Origin of the sequence: uncultured Phycicoccus sp. (genome assembly GCF_947495705.1) — a bacterium.
Taxonomy (GTDB): Bacteria; Actinomycetota; Actinomycetes; order Actinomycetales; family Dermatophilaceae; genus Phycicoccus.
The window spans coordinates 137,555-155,008 of sequence record NZ_CANLZR010000004.1; the positions used below are offsets into that span (position 1 = coordinate 137,555).

The 17,454-nt window shown below is 74.4% G+C and carries 16 protein-coding genes; 6 read left to right on the top strand and 10 right to left on the bottom strand.

Going from position 1 to position 17,454, the window contains the following annotated elements:
• Positions 1-16: 16 nt before the first annotated feature.
• Together Q0963_RS07755 and Q0963_RS07760 are read left to right on the top strand one after the other, a co-directional pair.
• Positions 17-772: a sulfite exporter TauE/SafE family protein gene (locus Q0963_RS07755; RefSeq protein WP_299444840.1), complete on the top strand. Its 756-nt coding sequence runs from the start codon at positions 17-19 to the stop codon at positions 770-772.
• Positions 773-782: 10 nt separating this feature from the next.
• A complete protein-coding gene (locus tag Q0963_RS07760; RefSeq protein ID WP_299444841.1) occupies positions 783-2,027 on the top strand; it encodes an NAD(P)/FAD-dependent oxidoreductase in 1,245 nt (414 codons plus the stop codon).
• Position 2,028: 1 nt separating this feature from the next.
• On the opposite strand, the gene Q0963_RS07765 is transcribed toward Q0963_RS07760, so the two are convergent.
• Both Q0963_RS07765 and Q0963_RS07770 read right to left on the bottom strand, forming a co-directional pair.
• Positions 2,029-3,072, bottom strand: coding sequence for a Gfo/Idh/MocA family protein (locus tag Q0963_RS07765; protein ID WP_299444842.1), 1,044 nt, complete (start codon positions 3,070-3,072; stop codon positions 2,029-2,031).
• 20 nt (positions 3,073-3,092) lie between these two features.
• A complete protein-coding gene (locus Q0963_RS07770; RefSeq protein ID WP_299444843.1) occupies positions 3,093-4,160 on the bottom strand; it encodes a LacI family DNA-binding transcriptional regulator in 1,068 nt (355 codons plus the stop codon).
• A 144-nt stretch (positions 4,161-4,304) separates the two neighbouring features.
• Between Q0963_RS07770 and Q0963_RS07775 the strand changes: the two genes are divergently transcribed.
• Positions 4,305-5,489 (top strand): phytanoyl-CoA dioxygenase family protein, encoded by a 1,185-nt coding sequence (locus Q0963_RS07775; protein ID WP_299444844.1) that lies wholly within the window; start codon positions 4,305-4,307, stop codon positions 5,487-5,489.
• Positions 5,490-5,648: 159 nt separating this feature from the next.
• Positions 5,649-6,662, top strand: a complete 1,014-nt coding sequence (locus Q0963_RS07780) for a Gfo/Idh/MocA family oxidoreductase (RefSeq protein ID WP_299444845.1) — start codon at positions 5,649-5,651, stop codon at positions 6,660-6,662.
• Positions 6,663-6,687: 25 nt separating this feature from the next.
• Here Q0963_RS07780 and Q0963_RS07785 read toward each other — a convergent pair whose 3' ends face one another.
• The 8 genes from Q0963_RS07785 to Q0963_RS07820 form a co-directional block, all read right to left on the bottom strand.
• On the bottom strand, positions 6,688-7,731 hold the full coding sequence (locus Q0963_RS07785; RefSeq protein ID WP_299444846.1) for a LacI family DNA-binding transcriptional regulator: 1,044 nt from the start codon (positions 7,729-7,731) through the stop codon (positions 6,688-6,690).
• Positions 7,731-9,575 (bottom strand): 3D-(3,5/4)-trihydroxycyclohexane-1,2-dione acylhydrolase (decyclizing), encoded by a 1,845-nt coding sequence (gene iolD / locus Q0963_RS07790; RefSeq protein ID WP_299444847.1) that lies wholly within the window; start codon positions 9,573-9,575, stop codon positions 7,731-7,733. Before iolD ends, Q0963_RS07785 begins: the two co-directional genes overlap by 1 nt.
• Complete coding sequence (locus tag Q0963_RS07795; RefSeq protein ID WP_299444848.1) at positions 9,572-10,750, bottom strand: Gfo/Idh/MocA family protein; 1,179 nt, start codon at positions 10,748-10,750, stop codon at positions 9,572-9,574. Before Q0963_RS07795 ends, iolD begins: the two co-directional genes overlap by 4 nt.
• Complete coding sequence (iolB, locus tag Q0963_RS07800) at positions 10,747-11,634, bottom strand: 5-deoxy-glucuronate isomerase (RefSeq protein ID WP_299444849.1); 888 nt, start codon at positions 11,632-11,634, stop codon at positions 10,747-10,749. Before iolB ends, Q0963_RS07795 begins: the two co-directional genes overlap by 4 nt.
• Entirely contained in the window at positions 11,631-12,575 is a 945-nt protein-coding gene (locus Q0963_RS07805; RefSeq protein WP_299444850.1) for a deoxyribose-phosphate aldolase, read from the bottom strand. The genes iolB and Q0963_RS07805 overlap by 4 nt, the downstream gene beginning before the upstream one ends.
• A complete protein-coding gene (gene iolC, locus Q0963_RS07810) occupies positions 12,568-13,548 on the bottom strand; it encodes a 5-dehydro-2-deoxygluconokinase (protein ID WP_299444851.1) in 981 nt (326 codons plus the stop codon). Before iolC ends, Q0963_RS07805 begins: the two co-directional genes overlap by 8 nt.
• Entirely contained in the window at positions 13,545-14,447 is a 903-nt protein-coding gene (locus tag Q0963_RS07815; RefSeq protein WP_299444852.1) for a TIM barrel protein, read from the bottom strand. The genes iolC and Q0963_RS07815 overlap by 4 nt, the downstream gene beginning before the upstream one ends.
• Positions 14,448-14,530: 83 nt before the next feature.
• On the bottom strand, positions 14,531-15,292 hold the full coding sequence (locus Q0963_RS07820) for a TIM barrel protein (protein WP_299445003.1): 762 nt from the start codon (positions 15,290-15,292) through the stop codon (positions 14,531-14,533).
• 153 nt (positions 15,293-15,445) lie between these two features.
• Here Q0963_RS07820 and Q0963_RS07825 point away from each other — a divergent pair, with 153 nt between their 5' ends.
• Together Q0963_RS07825 and Q0963_RS07830 are read left to right on the top strand one after the other, a co-directional pair.
• A complete protein-coding gene (locus tag Q0963_RS07825) occupies positions 15,446-16,537 on the top strand; it encodes a transaldolase family protein (RefSeq protein WP_299444853.1) in 1,092 nt (363 codons plus the stop codon).
• 19 nt (positions 16,538-16,556) lie between these two features.
• Positions 16,557-17,441, top strand: coding sequence for a sugar phosphate isomerase/epimerase (locus Q0963_RS07830; protein ID WP_299444854.1), 885 nt, complete (start codon positions 16,557-16,559; stop codon positions 17,439-17,441).
• The last annotated feature ends 13 nt before the right edge of the window (positions 17,442-17,454 follow it).

The following is a 17,454-nucleotide window of genomic DNA, read 5'->3' on the forward strand; positions in this document are numbered from 1 at the left end:
GCCGTAGCCTTCGCGGGTGCTCGACCTCTTCGGCGGGACCGTCGCCGGCCTGGCCCTCATGGGCGCGGCTGCGATGGTCATCGGCTACTCCAAGACTGCGCTCGGTGGCCTGGCGGTCGTCTCGGTCGCGATCTTCGCCACCGTGCTCCCGGCGAAGCAGTCCACGGCGGCCATCCTCGCGGTGCTCATCGTCGGTGACCTCGTCGCCGTCTGGCACTACCGGCACGACGCCGACTGGGCCCTGATCCGGCGGCTGTTGCCCGCGGTCGTGCCCGGCCTGGCCGTCGGGTCCCTCTTCCTCGGCCTCGTCGGTGACGAGACGCTCCGCCGCTCGATCGGCGGCGTCCTGCTCGTCCTCCTCCTGCTCCAGCTGTGGGTGCGGTGGCGGGCGGCCGGCGTGGCGAACGACAACCACCAGCATCCCGCCGCCGCGTGGGGCGCCGGGACCGCCGCCGGCTTCGCGACGATGACCGCCAACGCCGCCGGCCCCGTCATGACGCTGTACCTGTCGGCCTCGGGCATCGACAAGCGCCGGTTCGTCGGCACCAACGCCTGGTTCTTCCTCGTCGTCAACCTCGTCAAGGTGCCGTTCTCGGTCGGGCTCGGGCTGCTCCACCTCGACGACGCCGCCCGGGCCGGCCTGCTCGCGCCGCTCGTGCTGCTCGGCGGCCTCCTCGGCTACGCGACGGTGCGGCGGATCAGCCAGCGCGGGTTCGACGTCGCCGTGCTCGCCGCCTCGGCCGTCGCCGCCGCCGCGCTGCTCCTCGGATAGGTTCGACCCGATGGAGTCACCGCGGTACGTAGTCGTCGGGGGAGGCCCGGCGGCCGCCTCCGCGGCTCGGCGCTTCGCCGAGGCGGGGCAGTCCGTCGCGGTCCTCACCGCCGAGCCGCTGCCGCCCTACGACCGCACGGTGCTGAGCGAGGGGGCCCTCGCCGACCCGCCGGCCCCGATCCCCACGCTCTGGCCCGACGACGCGCCCTGGCGGGACCACGTGTTCGTGCGCACCCGGACCCGCGTCGAGTCCCTCGACCCCGACGGCCGCACCCTGACCACCGACGACGGGACGACGTGGGCCTTCGAGGCGGTCGTCCTCGCCACCGGGGCGGAGCCACGTCGTCTCGTCGTGCCCGGAGCCGACGGGCCGGGGGTGCACCATCTGCGGGACGCCGAGGACGCCACCGCGCTGTCGGCGGCGCTCGCGTCGACGCAGCGCCTCGTGGTCGTCGGCGGCGGGGTCATCGGGCTCGAGGTCGCCGCCGCCGCCGTGCAGCGGGGCGTCGCGGTCGACGTCGTCGAGGCCGGCCCGCGCGTGCTCGGGCGGGGCGTGCCGGCCCCGGTCGCCGCCTGGCTCGCCCGAGTGCACGCCGAGCACGGCGTCCGGATCCACGCCGGGCGGACACCCCAGGAGGTGCTGCGCGAAGACGGGCTCGTCACCGGGATGCACCTGTCCGACGGCACCGTGCTGCCCGCCGACACCGTCGTCGTCGGCATCGGCATCACCCCGCGCACGGCGCTGGCGGAGGCCGCCGGGCTCTCCGTGGACGACGGCATCGTCGTCGACCCGTCGATGCGCACGAGCCACCCGGCGGTCCTGGCCGCGGGTGACGCCGTCCGGATGGTCGGCGGGCACGGGGAGCGCGGGGTCCGGCTCGAGTCCTACACCGCGGCCGGGCGGCAGGGCGAGGTCGCGGCCGCGGTCGCGATGGGCGGCACGGAGTCGTTCGACGACGTGCCCTGGAGCTGGTCGGACCAGTACGACGCGACGATGCAGGCCATGGGGGTCCCGCCGCCCGAGGCCCGCGAGGTCGTCGTCGGCGGGCCGGACTCCCCTGTCGTCCTGTCCTTCGACGGGGACCGGCTCGTCGGCGTGTGCGGGGTGGCCCACGGCCCGGGCGTGGCCCGGCCCGTGCGTGCCGCCGCGGGCGCGATCGCCGCGGCCGCTGCCGTCGACGTCGAGGCCGCGCTGGCGGCGGGGGCCGACCTCGGCGCGCTCGCGAGGGTCCTGCGCGACGCCGGCCGCCGCTGAGTCAGCGGTCGCGCTCGGCCCTGGCCTCGTCGAAGTCCAGCCCGGTGGCGGCCCGGATCCGGTCCATGACCTCGAGGGTGGCGACGGTGTCGGCCCAGGGCCGCAGCGGCGAGCCGGTGTGGCCGTCGGCGATACGGCGGGCCGTCTCGGCCGCCTCGAAATGCAGCGCCTCGTGCTCGACCATCGGCTCGGTCCAGGACAGCGTCGGGCCCGAGCGCTGGTGCAGCGACATCGGGCCCGGGAGGTAGTACCGGGTACCGAGGTCGAGCCGGCCCTCGGTGCCGATGATGCTCCCGGTCGTCGCGCTGTCCGCGAGGATCGAGGTGTGCAGCGACCCGATCGCTCCCGCGGCGGTGCGCAGGGCGACGGCCAGCTGCCCGTTGACCCCAGACGGCGCCGGCGTCGCCACCGCGGTCACCTCGTCGGGCTCCCCGAGCACCCAGGTCGCGAAGGTCGCCGCGTAGGTGCCGAGGTCGAGGAGGGGCCCGCCCGCGAGGTCGGCACGGGTGATCCGGTGCGGGGGGTCGAAGCGCTCCCCCATGTCGGCCTGGGCGATGACGACGTCGCCGAGCACGCCGTCGGCGAGCACCTGCCGGACGACGTCGAACTTCGGCAGGAAGAGCGTCCACATCGCCTCCATGCAGAAGACGCCGGCCCGGGCGGCGGCGTCACCGATGGCCCGGGCCTCGTCGGCGTCGAGCCCGACCGGCTTCTCGACGAGGACGTGCTTGCCCGCCTCGATGGCGAGCAGGGCGTGCGGCAGGTGGTGGTTGTGCGGGGTCGTGACGTAGACGACGTCGACGTCCGGGTCGGCCACGAGGGCCTCGTACGAGCCGTGCGCGACGGGCGCCTCCCAGGCCTCGGCGGCCCGGCGGGCGCTGTCCGTCGTCCGGGAGCCCACGGCGTGGACCACCTGGCGGGTGTTGGCCCGCAGGGACCGGACGAAGGTGTCGGCGATCCACCCGGTGCCGAGCACGCCCCACCGCAGCGCGGGTGCCTCCGCGGAGTCGGGGGTGCGCGGCGTGGGGAGCGACGTCATCGGCATGGCAGCCACGCTAGGGCATCTCAGGACGTCCGCACCGGGGCGTCTCGCTCGCCCCGCAGCCGGGGCGGGATGTTCCACGGCGTGACCACCTGGGGCGCCGACGGCGCGTCGGTGGGGGCGCCGGGCAGCAGGCGGTGCGCCCGCAGCAGCTGGGTGAGGGCCGCTCGCAGGTCGGCCCGCAGGTCGTGGTGGAGCACCGCGGTGAGGGTGCCGTCACGTAGCAGGGCGAGGTTGTCGGCATCGAGGTCGTGCCCGACGAACGGCACCGGGTCCCGGCCAGCGGCGGCCAGGGCCCGGGCGATGCCCGCGTTGCCGCCGCCCATCGAGTAGACGCCGCACACCTCGACGCCCCGGCCGACCAGCTGCGCGACGAGCGCCTCGTTGGCGGCGTCGTCACCGTGGACGTCGGCGATCTCCTCGACCGCACGACCCGGGTCTTCGACGGCCAGCCGCTCCCGGAAGCCGGCCCAGCGCTCCTGCTCGCCGAGGAAGGCCCGGTGGCTCAGCCCCGCGAGGACGACGCCGGGTCGTCCCCGTGCGAGCCGGGCCAGGAGGTAGGCGGCGGTCGCCCCGGCGGCCGCGTTGTCGAGGCCCACGTACGCCACCCGCCCCGACCCGCTGACGTCGGTGACGAGGGTGACCGCCGGGATGCCGCGCTGGTGGGCCCGCTGCACCGCCGCGGCGACGACGGGGTCGTCGGGGGCCTTGAGGACGAGCCCGTGGCTCACCCGCCCCGCGGCACCGAGCCCGTCGACGACGCGGGCGAGCTCGGCGGGGGTCGCCCCCTCGCCGAGGCGGAAACGGGCTCGCGCCGTGGCCGGTCGTGCCGAGGCCAGCGCCTCCTCCGTCGCCTCCGTCACCGCGTCGCGGAAGCGCCGGGGCGCATCGACGACGACGTCGACGAGGAGCGTGCGCCGCGACAGCCGCACCTGGGTCTGCTGCCGTTCGAGCTCGAGCACGGCGGCCTCGACGGCCCGCACGGCCCGAGCGCTCACCCCGGGGCGGCCGTGCAGGACCCGGTCGACCGTGGCGGGCGAGACCCCGGCCTGCTCGGCGACGTCGACGACGCGGTGGCTGCGGCGGACCATCCGCCCATCCTCGGCCACGACCGGGCGCCGACACCATGACTGCTGAGGTGTTTCTGAGGTGTTTGCCGGCTTCCGCCGGACCCGCGGGGGGCGCAGGCTGGAGAGCAAACGGCAACGACGCCACCGCCAGCACAGGAGCACCCGATGACCGCGACGAGCACGCCCACCACCGCCCCCGGCTTCCGGCGCCGCGAGGACTGCCGCCTCGAGGACCTCGTCCGGGTGCTGCAGGACCGGACCGACCCGGCCCGCCACCCCCACGCGGCCGGCATCGACCAGGGCGTCCCGCGGTACGAGGCGGCCACGCTGCGCCCCGCCCTCGAGGACCCGGCTCTCGCCGACGTGATCCGTGCCGAGCTCGCCGACGCCCTCGCCGAGGGCCCCGGCATCGTCGTCCTCGCGGGAGCCTTCGACCCCGACGTCGTGGCCCGGGCGACGGCGGCCTTCGAGGACGTCATCGCCCGGGAGAAGGCCTCCGGGCAGATGGCCGGCGACCACTTCGCCAGCCCCGGCGCCAACGACCGGGTGTGGAACGCCCTCGAGAAGCTCGCCGTCGCCGACCCCCAGGCGTTCGTCGCCTACTACGCCAACGACATGCTGGCGCTCGCCGCCGAGGCCTGGCTCGGCCCCGCCTACCAGGTCACCTCCCAGGTCAACGTCGTCAACCCGGGCGGCAAGGGCCAGACCGTGCACCGCGACTACCACCTGGGCTTCCAGTCGCCGGAGGTCACCGGGCGCTACCCCGGGCGCGTGCACGACGTGTCCCCCCTGCTCACCCTCCAGGGCGCCGTCGCGCACTGCGACATGCCCGTGGAGTCCGGCCCGACGTTGTACCTGCCGCACAGCCAGAAGTACTCCCACGGCTATCTCGCCTACTGGCTGCCCGAGTTCCAGGACTACTTCGTCGACCACCACGTGCAGCTGCCGCTGCGCACCGGCGACGCGGTGTTCTTCAACCCCGCCCTGTTCCACGCCGCCGGGTCCAACCACACCGCCGACGTGCGCCGGATGGCCAACCTGCTCCAGATCTCCTCGGCGTTCGGGCGGGCGATGGAGACCGTCGACCGCGACCGCATCGTGCGGCTCGTCTACCCCGCGCTGCTCGCCGCCCGGGCGGCCGGGATGCCGGAGGCGGACCAGCACCGCGTGGTCGCCGCGGCGGCAGAGGGCTACGCCTTCCCGACCAACCTCGACCGCGACACCCCCGTCGACGGGATGACCCCGGCGAGCCAGGCGGACGTCGTCCGCGTCGCCCTCGCCCAGGGCCGCACGCCGGAGTCGCTCGCGACGCACCTCGACGCCGTCGCGCACGCGAAGCTCAGCCACTGACCCCCGCTGCTGTTTCCCGACTTTTCATGCTCCGGTCCGCAGACACGCCGCGACACGCGGGTCGGGCGCGGACGCCAGCATGAAAAGTCGGGGAGTGTTTGTCAGGACATTAGGCTGATAGTCTCTGCTCGACCACGGACCAGAAGGGTGTCACCTCGGATGCGCATCGGACTCATCGGACTCGGCCGGATCGGCGCCTTCCACGCCGACACGCTCGCGGCGCTGGACCGCGTCGACCAGCTCGTCGTCACCGACCCGGTCGCCGCCGCGCTCGACGGCGTGACGAGCAGGATCGCCAAGGCCACCGCCGTCGACTCCCCGCAGGCCCTGCTCGACTCCGGGATCGACGGCGTCGTCATCGCCGCCGCCACGAGTGCGCACGCCGAGCTGCTGCTCGCGGCGGTGGAGCGCGGCATCCCGACGTTCTGCGAGAAGCCGATCGCCGGCTCGGCGGACGAGGCGGTCGCCATCCGGGACCGGCTCCGCGACTCCGACGTCCCCGTCCAGATCGGCTACCCGCGGCGTTTCGACCCCGCCTTCGTCGCCGCCCGCGACGCCGTCCGGTCCGGAGCACTCGGGCGGGTGCACACGGTGCGCTCGACCACCCTCGACCCGGCCCCGCCGCCGGCCGCCTACCTCGCCGTCTCGGGTGGCATGTTCCGCGACTGCGCCGTCCACGACTTCGACGCCGTCCGCTGGGTGACCGGCCAGGAGGCCGTCGAGGTCTACGCCGTCGGCGCCGTCGACCCGGACGCCCCCGCCGAGCTCTATGCCGACAACGGCGACTGGTCGAGCGCGTCGACGCTCATCACCCTCAGCGACGGCACGATCGGGGTCGTGAGCAACACCCGGACCAACGCCCGCGGGTACGACGTGCGCCTCGAGGTCCACGGCGTCGACGACTCCGTCGCCGCGGGTCTCGACGACGGCCTGCCGCTGCGCTCCACGGAGCCCGGTGCCACCTGGCCGGCCGGCCCGCCGCACACCTTCTTCATGGACCGCCTCACCGAGGCGTTCCGCCGGGAGCTCACGACGTTCTGTGCGGTCGCGGCCCACGAGGTCGCGTCACCCTGCACCGTCGAGGACGCGATGGGCACCACCTGGATCGCGGAGGCCGCCACCCGGTCGGCCACCGAGGGGCGCCCCGTCCGGATCGACGAGGTCGCCCGCTGACCCGAACCCGGTCGGTGGGCGGGGCTCAGGCCCCGACCGGGGGTGCGGTGGTGCGGCGCTCGACGAGGGCGGGCCGCAGCAGGGCATGGGCCTCGGCCGGTGCCTCGCCGTCGAGCAGACCGCACAGGTGCGCCGCTGCCCGCATGCCCAGCTCCGCCAGGGGCTGGCCCACCGTCGTGAGCCCGATGGGCCGCATGCCCGCGAGCGCGGTGCCGTCGTAGCCGACGACCGAGACGTCCCCGGGCACGGCGAGCCCGGCATCGGCCACGGCCGCGAGCGCGCCCATCGCGGCGAGGTCGTTGACCACGAACAGCGCCGTCGGCGGGACGTCGGCGCCCAACGCGGCACGGGCGCCGCGGTAGCCGCCCTCGTCACTGAAGGACCCGGGCACGACGGCGGCGAGGTCGCCGAGGCCGTGACGGCGCATGGCCTCCAGGTACCCGCGGCGCCGGTCGTCGGCGACGGCGCTGGCCCCGCCGTCGATGTGGACGATGCGCCGGTGCCCGAGACCGACGAGGTGGTCGACGGCGAGCCCGGCCCCGAGGACGTCGTCGTTGCTGATCGACCCCAGGTGCGGGACCCCTCGGGGGGCGCTGCCGAGCACGACGGCCGGGCAGTCCGCCGAGACCGCCTCCTCCGCGCCGTGCGGCAGCCGGTGGCCGACGGCGAGTATGCCCTCGACGCGGAACTCGAGCAGCTTCTCGAGCTCGGCCCGCTCGGCCGCGGCGTCCTCGCCGCCGACGACGACGATGGTGCGGTAGTCGCGGCGGCGCGCCTCCGCCTGCACGGCGTCGAGCACGTCCGCGGTCATCGGGTTGTGCAGGTCGAGCACGAAGACCCCGATGGTGCGGGTCCGCCGGGCCACCAGGGCGTGCGCGGCGGCGTTGCGCCGGTACCCGATCTCCTCGGCGGCCGCGAGGATGAGCTCGCGGGTCTCGGGCGCGACCCGGGGCGCGTTCTGCAGGGCGAGCGACACCAGCGACTTCGAGACCCCGGCCCGGGCCGCGACGTCGCGGATCGTCGGCCGGCTCGGGCGCTCGAGGCCGGTGTCACCCCCGGCCTGCGACATCACGTGCCTCGGCGCTGGGTGGCGACGCCCGCCTCGTGGGCGGCCCGGGCCTCGCGGACGCCCGCGAGCTCGCTCACCTCGGGCACGCCGACCTGCCAGAACAGCCCACCCTCGGTCCAGTCGGACTCCCGGACGTCGACGACGACGACGCTCGTGCGGTCGTGGCCACGGGCCTGCTCGATCGCGGCTTCGAGCTCGGGGATGGAGGACGCCCGCGTCGCGTAGGCACCCAGCGATGCCGCGTGGGCGACGAAGTCGACCCGGACGTCGCTGTTCGGGCCGCGCGCGTCACGGAGCATGTTGTTGTACGAGTTGCCGCCCTGGTTGCGCTGGAGCCGCTCGATGACGGCGAAGCCCGCGTTGTCGCAGACGATGAGGATGAACTTCTTGCCCGACAGCACCGAGGAGTAGATCTCGCTGTTGAGCATGAGGTAGGACCCGTCGCCGACGAGGCACAGCACCTCGCCCTCGGTCCGCGCGAACGCGGCACCCCAGGCGCCGGCCGTCTCGTAGCCCATGCACGAGAAGCCGTACTCGCAGTCGAAGCTCGCGACGGACTTGCTGAGCCAGTTGACGTTGAGCTCGCCCGGCAGCCCGCCCGCGGCGGTCATCACGTAGTCCTCGGGGGCGGCCGTGCGGTGCAGGGCCCCGATGATCTGCGCGTAGCTGAGCGGCAGCGCGCCGTCGTCGGCGATGCGGCCGGCGACGAACTCCTCCAGCCGGGTGCGCAGCTCGCTGCCGCGGTCGGTCCAGGCCTGCGGGGCGGCCCAGTCGCCGAGCAGCGACGACAGCTCGCCGAGGCTCTCGCGCGCGTCCCCGACGACGGGCGTCGAGAGGTGCTTCGTCGCGTCGAAGCGCGCCGTGTTGAGGGCCACGATGCGGGCGTCGTCGTCGAACAGGGTCCAGGACCCGGTGACGAAGTCGTTGAGCCGGGTGCCGACGGCGAGGACGACGTCGGCCGCCGCGCAGGCCTCGTTGGGCTCGGCCGCACCGGTGACCCCGACCGGCCCGGCGTACCTCGGGTGGTCCGCGACGAGCGAGGACTTGCCGGCGACGGTCTCGACGACGGGGATGCCGTGCCGCAGCGCGAAGTCGGCCAGCTCGGCCTCGGCGAGGGAGTAGTGGACCCCGCCCCCGGCGACGATCACCGGCCGCTCGGCCGCGCGCAGTGCGGCAGCCGCCCGCTCGAGCTCCTCGCGGTCGGCCCGCGGCCGCGGCACGCGGTGGACGACCGGCTCGAAGAAGCTCTCCGGGTAGTCGAACGCGGTGGCCGCGATGTCCTGGGGCAGCCCGAGGAACGCGGGCCCGCAGTCGGCGGGGTCGAGCAGGGTGCGGGTCACCTGCGGCAGCGAGCTGAGCAGCTGCGCGGGGTGGGTGATCCGGTCCCAGTAGCGCACGACGGGGCGGAAGCTGTCGTTGACGGTGGTGCTGGGGTCCCCGAAGTGCTCGACCTGCTGGAGCACGGGGTCGGGCAGCCGCGAGGTGAACGCGTCGCCGGAGATGAAGAGGGCCGGGATGCGGTTCGACATGGCGACGCCGGCCGCGGTGACCATGTTCGTCGCGCCGGGCCCGATCGAGCTGGTCGCGACCATGACCTGGCGGCGCCGGGTGGCCTTGCCGAAGGCGACGGCAGCGAGCCCCATGCCCTCCTCGGTCTGGCCGCGCCAGACCGGGAGCTCGTCGCGGTGCTGCTCGAGCGCGTGGCCGAGGCTCGTGACGTTGCCGTGCCCGAAGATCGCGAAGACGCCGGGGTACAGCGGGACCTCGTGGCCGTCGACCTCGGTGCGCTGGGCGACGAGGTAGCGCACGAGGGCCTCGGCGGTGGTGATGCGGACGGTGCTCATCGGCTCGTCTCCTTCAGGTCCTGCACGGTCTGCCAGCCCCGCGACTCCCACGAGTCGATGAGGGCCTGCTGCACGCTGACGACGTCGACGGCCTCGGCGAACCCCGGGTTGAACGTCGCGCCGGTGGCGAGCGCCTCGAGGAAGGCGAAGTCCTGGATGGTGATGAGGTCCTCGAACCCGATGCTGTTGGCCTTGCCGGGGACGAAGGCGCCGTGGAACGGGAAGCGCTCACCGCCGAAGACCGTCGTGTAGCCGGAGTTCGGGGAGTCGGTGACCGCGTAGTACTGCAGCTCGTTGATCCGCTCGTGGTTCCAGATGAGCGAGCCCTTGGTCCCGTAGATCTCGAAGGCGTTCTGGCTCTCGGGGCCGACGACGGTGCGGCTGGCCTCGAAGGTGCCGGTGGCCCCGGCCTCGAAGCGGCAGAGCATCGAGGCGAAGTCCTCGTTCTCGACCTCCCCGGTCGGGTCCTGAGGGCTGCCGACGCCGTAGTGGCTGGCCGCGCCGGTGGGCAGGGGGCGGCGCGGGATCGTCGTGTTCTTCATGCCGACGACCTCGGTGATCGGCCCGACGAGGAACTGGGCCATCGCCACCGAGTGGCTGAGGATGTCGGAGGTCACGCCGTAGCCGGCCTGGTCGAGGAAGAACCGCCAGGTGAGCAGGCCCATGGGGTCGCTGCCGTACATCGACAGGAAGCGCCCGCGGTAGTGGGTGATCTCGCCGAGCGCGCCGTTGGCGATGAGCTCGCGGGCGTGCAGGACGAGCGGGGACCAGATGTAGCAGTAGCCGACCCCGGTGGCGACGCCGGCCGCCTGCGCGTGCCCGAGGGCGGCGACGGCGTGCTCGGGCTTGCCGCCGATCGGCTTCTCGCTGAACACCGCCTTCCCGGCGGCCGTCGCGGCCTCGATCATCGGCAGGTGCAGCATGTTGGGCGCGGTGATCCAGACGGCGTCCACGTCCGGCGCGGTGACGGCCTCGCGCCAGTCCTCCACCGCCCGCTCGAAGCCGAAGTCCGAGGTCGCCTGGCGACGGCGGTCGGCGACGGGGTCGGCGCACACGACGAGGTGCGGGTCGAAGGAGCGCTCGGGGAAGTGGCTCGGGATGCGCCGGGCCGAGCGGGAGTGGGCCTGGCCCATCCAGCCGAGCCCGAGCACGGCGATGCCGATGCGCGGCTTCATCGGGCCACCCGCCCTGCGGCGGAGGTCATCGGGAGACGGGGGTCCAGGCCCTGCTCGGCCCAGGCCTCGCGGATCCAGTGGTGGTCCGGGTCGTCGCAGAACGCCATGGTGCGGTCCTCGGCGGGGCCGGCGAGCACGTTGAGGAAGTACATCGGGTACTCCGGCTGGGCGGTCGAGGGTCCGTGGTAGCCCTCGGGGACGAGGTAGACGTCGCCGTCGAGGACGGTGACCGTCTCGTCGGAGGACCCGTCGACGGTGTAGACGCGGAACAGGCCCTGCCCGTGCGGGTGGCCGTGCGGCTCGTCGAGGCGTCCCATCCGGAAGTAGTAGATCTCCTCGTTCGTGGGCGCGCAGTCGCCGATGCCGTCGTGCCGGTGCGGGGGCCACGACGAGACGTTGCCGCCGGGGGTCAGCACCTCGCAGACGTTGATCTTGTGTGCGCCGGTGAACGAGTCGGGCGTCGCGATGTTCGTGACCTGGCGCGAGGCCCGGCCACCGCCGCGGACCTCCACCGGCACGTCCTCGGCCGCGGTCACGTGCACCGGGAAGCGCTCGGTCGCCCGGGCCGTGCACAGCGCGACCTCGCCGGAGGCGGCCGTGATCTCGACGGTGGACCCCACCGGCAGGTAGATCCAGTCCGAGACGGCCGCGAAGACGCCGGTGCGCCCGCGCAGGGTGTGGGTCTCGCCGTCGACGGTGACCCGCACGTCGGTGGCCGACAGCGGCACGAGAACGCCCTCGACGCCGTCGAGCACGCGGCCGGCGGCGCCGGCGGCGAGGTCGAACACCTCGAGCCCGCTGTAGGCCCAGCCGGCCTGTTCGGGGGTGACGGTGACGAGGGTGTCGGCGGCGGCCAGGGCGCCGGCGCGGTGGTGGTTGCTCACGGGAGGGGCTCCTCGAGGGACGGGGTGGTCTGGTGGGCTGCGGGGTGGACGAGCGCGCCGGCACGGTCGACGGCGTCGCGCACGGTGAGCACCTCGGGGTAGAGCAGGGCGCGTCCGGGGACGAGGCCGCGGATGTTCGGGACCCGTAGGGCCAGCTCCCAGCCGGAGAAGACCTGCTCGTGGTCGCGGCCGGCGTCGCCGCCGAGCAGCAGGATGGGGCAGGTCGTGGCGGCCGCGACCCTCGCGGGGTCCACGGTGGCGGGGATCTTGAGCCAGGTGTAGGCGGACGAGGAGCCGAGGCCGCTGGCGATGGCGACCATCCGGACGAGGGCGTCCTCCGACGGGTCGAGCTCGACCCCGCCGTCGGCGCGGGCGCGGTACGGCAGCGGTTCGACCAGGGCCATGACCCCGGCGTCGGCCAGGGCCGTCGTGATGCGGGCGACGGTCTCGAGCGTGCGCGGCACGCCGGGGTCGGTCGGCGCGATGCGCAGCAGGGTCTTGCCGCCGTCGAGGCCGAGGGACACGACGTGCTCGACGTCGTAGGCGGTGACCCGGTCGTCGAGCTCCCAGTGGGCCCCGGCGATGCCGCCCCGGTTCATCGTGCCGACGGCGAGCCGGCCGTCGAGGGCGCCGAGGAGGGCGAGCTCCTCGAGGACGTCGGCACTGCCGAGCACCCCGTCGACCCGGGGGTCGGCCAGCCCGGTGACGAGCCGGTCCAGCAGCGAGTGACGGTCGGCGGCGGCCATCGGGTCGGAGCCGATGGCGAGCTTGCCGCGGGAGGTGTGGTCGGCGGCGAGCAGCAGCATCCGGCCGTCCTCGCCCACGAGCGGCCGGCGCCGCCGGTCCGCGAGCGCCCGTGCGAGCCGCCCGGGCTCGCGCACCCGCGCGTCGACGAGGGCCCGGTAGTCGGCGGCGCTGACGGCGTGGTCGTGCTCAGCCATCGGTGGCCACCTCCGCCGGCGCCTGCTCGGCGCCTGCCACGAAGGCCTCCAGCTCGGGCAGCGTCGGCATCGCGTCGGCGCACGTGAGCCGGGAGGTGACCAGGGCGCCGGCGCCGCTGGCGAGCCGCCCGGTCCGGGCCAGCGACCAGCCGCCGACCAGCCCAGCGGCGAGTGCCCCGCCGAAGGCGTCGCCCGCGCCGGACCCGCAGCGCGGGGTGATCGGGACGGGGTCGATGACGACCCGCTCGTCGGCGGTGGCGAGCAGGACGCCGTCGGCGCCCATCTTCACGACGGCGAGGCTCACCCCGCGCGCGAGCAGCGCGTCGGCGGCCGCGTGTGGCTCGGAGGACCCGACGGCCATCGCGCACTCGCTGCGGTTCCCGACGACGACGCTCGAGAGCTCGATGGCCCGGGCGGCGGCCGCCGTGGCTTCCGCGGGGTCGGACCAGAGGCTCGGGCGCAGGTCGAGGTCGAGCACGGTGTGCGGGCGGCGACCGCGCTGCTCGAGCCAGGACATCGCGGTCCGGGCCGTCGCCCCCGCCGCCAGGGTGGCGCCGCTGGTCCACAGGACCCGCGCGGACGCGATGGTGTCGGCGTCCACCGCGTCGGCCTCGATCCTGGTGTCGGGTGCGTCCGCCGCGCGCAGGAAGGTGATCGTCGGCTCGGCGGGGTCCTCGAGCGCGACGAGCACGACCGGGGTGCGGCCGTCCGGGCGGACGGTGACGTAGCGGGTGTCGACGCCGAGCGCCGCCAGCTTGGCGAGGGTGTACTCGCCGAGCGGGTCGGCGCCGACGGCGGTCACGACCGCCGAGCGCAGGCCGAGCCGGGCGGCCGCGACGGCGACGTTGCTCGGGCTGCCGCCGATCGACTTCACGAAGGTCTGCGGCTCCAGGAAGGAGGCGCCCGGCTCCTGCGCGTAGAGGTCGACGCTGATCCGGCCGAGCGCGAGCAGGTCGAGGGCGCCGGCCGTCATGCGTCCTGCTCGAGCAGGGGGGCGACGACCTCGCGGAGGTAGCGCATCGACTCGCGGACCCCGGTGACCGGGCCGTCGCCCTCACCGGGCAGGGTGCCGGTGATGGCGGTGTCCTGCTCGATGACGTACCAGCCCTGGTAGCCGGCTCCCTCGAGCGTGCGGACGACGTCGGCGAGGGCGAGGTCGCCCTGCCCGAGCGCCGGGAACAGGCCGGCCTGCACGCCCTCCATGATCGAGGTCGAGCGGTCGAGCAGGGCCGGGACGAGGTCCATCCGCACGTCCTTGAGGTGGACGTGGCCCACCCGGTCGGCGGCCTGGCGGGCGAACTCCACGGGGTCGGTGCCGCCGATGGCGAGGTGACCGGTGTCGAGGCACCAGTTGACGTCGCAGTCCTGGAGGACCCGCTCGACGTCGCCCGAGGTCTCGACCACGGTCTGCACGTGCGGGTGGAGGACCTGTTGGAGGCCGGCGTCGGCGCAGATGGCGTCCACCTCGCCGAGCATCCGGACGAGGTGGGCATGCTCGTCGCGGTCCAGCGGCCGCGGGACGGACCAGCCGTCGTCCATGACCGGGCAGGAGACGAACGTCGTGGCGCCGGCCTTGCTGAACAGGTCGGCGACGGCGCGGGTGTGGGCCAGTGCGTCTTCCCGGCGGGCGGGGTCGTGCAGCACCAGCGGGGTGAAGCCACCGAGCAGGGACATGCCGTGGCCGTCGAGCACGCCGCGGATGTCCTCGGGGGCGGTGGGAAGGAACCCGGGCGCGCCGTACTCCGTGGCGGTGATGCCCAGGTCCGTCATCTCGGTGAGGACCCGGTCGGTGGGGAGCATGTGGCCCCAGCCCGGGACCTCACAGATACCCCAGGAGATGGGGGCGGACGCGATGCGGTCGAGAAAGGCCACGGGAGGACTCCGATGTCTGCTGGAACGGTCCAGCAATGTTCGCACATGCTCGCCCGCTTGTGCAAGACCCGTGCGGCAGGCCCTCAGCCGTCGACGGTGAAGGCCTCCCGGAAGGCGCGGACCGCTGCGGTCGGGTCGCCACTGGCGAAGGCCTCCATCCCGATCGTGCCGGTGTAGCCCATGGCGGCGAGCGCACGCGCGATCGCGGGGTAGGCGATCTCGCCGGACCCGGGCTCACACCGCCCCGGCACGTCGGCCACCTGGATCTCGCCGAGGTACGGCAGCGCCCGCCGGCACAGCTCGATGAGGTTCCCCTCCCCGATCTGCGCGTGGTAGAGGTCGAGCATCATCCGCAGGTGCGGGCTGTCGACGGCCGCGACGAGCGCCAGGCAGTCCTCGGCCCGCGCGAACGGCACCCCGGGGTGGTCGACCGCGAGGTTGAGGTTCTCGAGGACGAACTGCACCCCGTGCCGCTCCCCCAGCTCGGCGACGCGGGCCAGCGTGTCGCGGGCAGCGAGCCACATCGCGCCGGTGACCTCCTGGACCGGGACGACCGGGAGCCCCTCGCCGTCGAGCCCGGTGCCGTGCAGGTTGAGCCGGGGGATCCCGAGGCGCTGCGCGACGGGGATCGACTCCTCGGCGGTGGCGAGCAGGTCGGCGACGGCGACCGGGTCGACGAGCCCGCCGCGGACGTAGCCGGTCATGGACGAGAACACGGCGCCCTCGTCGCGCAGGGCCACGAGGGCCTCGATGTCGTGCCGGGTCCAGTCCCAGATCTCGACCTGCACGTCGAGAGCGGTGAGCCGGCGGATCCGCTCGGTGATCGGCAGGTCGGTGAAGACCATCTCGGAGCAGACGGCCAGGGTGAACGGGCCCTGGGACCCGCGGTGCTGCGGCACGGCAGCCTCCTTCTCGCTCGAGGGACCGGACCGTTCCCCCTCCTGCATTTGTCGGCTAGTCTATATGTAAGGACATTAGATCAGGCTAGGAGATGACCCATGGTGGACACCACCGAGGCGAGGACCCACGTCGGTTCGCCGCTGCACACGATGACGCAGACGACGCCGACGGCCCTGTGGAACGACAGCGCCGACCCGGCCGAGCTGCGCACCGCCATCGCGTGGGGGGCGGTCGGTGCCACGTGCAACCCCGTCATCGCCCTGGCCGCCATCCGTGCCGACCAGCGGCGCTGGGAGACCCGCATCGCCGAGATCGCCGCCGAGCGCCCGACGGCCGGCGAGTCCGAGATCGGGTGGCGCGTCGTCGAGGAGGTCTCCCTGGAGGCCGCGCGGCTCCTCGAGCCGGCCTTCGCCGAGCACCGTGGACGCAACGGGCGGCTCTCGATGCAGACCGACCCCCGGCTGCGGCGCTCCGCGTCGGCGCTGGCCGACCAGGCCGAGTACTTCGCCTCGCTCGCCCCGAACATCATCGTCAAGATCCCTGCCACGGCGGTCGGAGTGGAGGCCATCGAGGAGGCCACGTACCGCGGCGTCAACATCAACGTGACCGTCTCGTTCTCGGTGCCCCAGGCGATGGCCGCCGGCCACGCGATCGAGCGCGGGCTGCGACGCCGTGAGGACGACGGCCTCGATGTCTCGGGCATCGGCCCTGTCGTCACGATCATGGTCGGCCGGCTCGACGACTGGCTCAAGGAGGTCGTGGCCCGCGACGGCCTCGACATCGACCCCGGGCACCTGGAGTGGGCCGGCGTCGCCGCCGTCAAGCGCGCCTACCGGCTGTTCCAGGAGCACGGGCTGCGCGCGCGGGTCCTGGCCGCCGCGTACCGCAACCAGCTCCAGTGGACCGAGCTCGTCGGGGGCGACCTCGTCCTGTCCCCGCCGTTCGGGTGGCAGCAGAAGTTCCAGGCGTCGGGGATCGAGCCGACCTCGCGCATCGACGTCCCGGTCGACACGGAGATCATCTCCTCGCTCGAGCGGATCACCGACTTCCGCCGGGCCTACGAGCCCGACGGCATGACCCCGAGCGAGTTCGACGACTTCGGCGCCACCCGCAAGACGCTGCGGCAGTTCCTCGCCGCGGACGAGGAGCTCGACCAGCTCGTCCGCGACGTCATCACCCCGGCGCCGTGACCGCCACCGGGAGCTGACCGTGCCGGACCACCCGACGCCGGCGACGGCACCGGGGGACGAGCTGCTCGCCACCTGCTGGAGCTCGGCGGGCGACGCCGCCTCGGACCGGGTGGACCTGCGCAGCCCGATCCCCCTGCGCGAGCGGGTCGAGGCCGCGGCAGCGGCGGGGTTCACCGGGTTCGGCCTGCTGTCCGCCGACCTGCCGGCTGCTGTGGCCCGCTACGGGCTCCCCGGCATCCGCACCCTCCTCGCCGACCACGGCATCGTGCACCTCGAGCTCGAGGGGATCCCGGACTGGTGGGACGACGGCCCCCGGCGCGCGGCGTCCGACCGGGTCCGCACCCTGATGCTCGAGGCCGCCGAGGCCCTGGGCGCCCGGCACCTCAAGGTGACCCCCGACGGCGAGGACCGCCCGTGGGACCGTGGGCTCTGGGCCGCCCGGTTCGCCGAGCTCGCCGCCCAGGCCGAGGGAGTGGGAGCCCGGCTGGGGATCGAGTTCTTCCCCTGGTCGAACATCGGCTCGCTCGCCGAGGCTCTGCGGCTCGTCGAGGACGCGGGCCACGCGGCCGGGGGCGTCGTCATCGACGCCTGGCACGTCGCCCGCGCCGGCACCCCGGTGTCGGACCTCGCGTCCGTGCCGCTGCACCGCATCGTCGGGGTCGAGCTCGACGACGCCGACGAGCACGTGGTCGGGACGCTCTTCGAGGACACCGTGCATCGCCGCCGGTACTGCGGCGAGGGCTCGTTCGACCTTCCCGGCATGGTCGCGGCCCTCCGGGCCACCGGCTGGGACGGCCCCTGGGGCGTCGAGATCCTGTCCGACGAGCACCGCGCGCTGCCGGTGCGCAGTGCGCTGGACCGGGCGGCCCGCACTGCCCGCGCGGTCATCGCCCCCGCTCGCTGAGAGACTCCCGGAC

Bases quoted from the DNA above. Each gene is read 5' to 3' on its own strand.
- Q0963_RS07785 (WP_299444846.1), bottom strand. From the start codon at position 7,731: ATGTCGCAGGCCGGGGGTGACACCGGCCTCGAGCGCCCGAGCCGGCCG.
- Q0963_RS07770 (WP_299444843.1), bottom strand. From the start codon at position 4,160: ATGGTCCGCCGCAGCCACCGCGTCGTCGACGTCGCCGAGCAGGCCGGG.
- Q0963_RS07820 (WP_299445003.1), bottom strand. From the start codon at position 15,292: ATGGTCTTCACCGACCTGCCGATCACCGAGCGGATCCGCCGGCTCACC.
- Q0963_RS07775 (WP_299444844.1), top strand. From the start codon at position 4,305: ATGACCGCGACGAGCACGCCCACCACCGCCCCCGGCTTCCGGCGCCGC.
- iolC (WP_299444851.1), bottom strand. From the start codon at position 13,548: ATGACGGCCGGCGCCCTCGACCTGCTCGCGCTCGGCCGGATCAGCGTC.
- iolD (WP_299444847.1), bottom strand. From the start codon at position 9,575: ATGAGCACCGTCCGCATCACCACCGCCGAGGCCCTCGTGCGCTACCTC.
- Q0963_RS07825 (WP_299444853.1), top strand. From the start codon at position 15,446: ATGGTGGACACCACCGAGGCGAGGACCCACGTCGGTTCGCCGCTGCAC.
- Q0963_RS07765 (WP_299444842.1), bottom strand. From the start codon at position 3,072: ATGCCGATGACGTCGCTCCCCACGCCGCGCACCCCCGACTCCGCGGAG.
- Q0963_RS07760 (WP_299444841.1), top strand. From the start codon at position 783: ATGGAGTCACCGCGGTACGTAGTCGTCGGGGGAGGCCCGGCGGCCGCC.
- Q0963_RS07780 (WP_299444845.1), top strand. From the start codon at position 5,649: ATGCGCATCGGACTCATCGGACTCGGCCGGATCGGCGCCTTCCACGCC.
- Q0963_RS07805 (WP_299444850.1), bottom strand. From the start codon at position 12,575: ATGGCTGAGCACGACCACGCCGTCAGCGCCGCCGACTACCGGGCCCTC.
- Q0963_RS07795 (WP_299444848.1), bottom strand. From the start codon at position 10,750: ATGAAGCCGCGCATCGGCATCGCCGTGCTCGGGCTCGGCTGGATGGGC.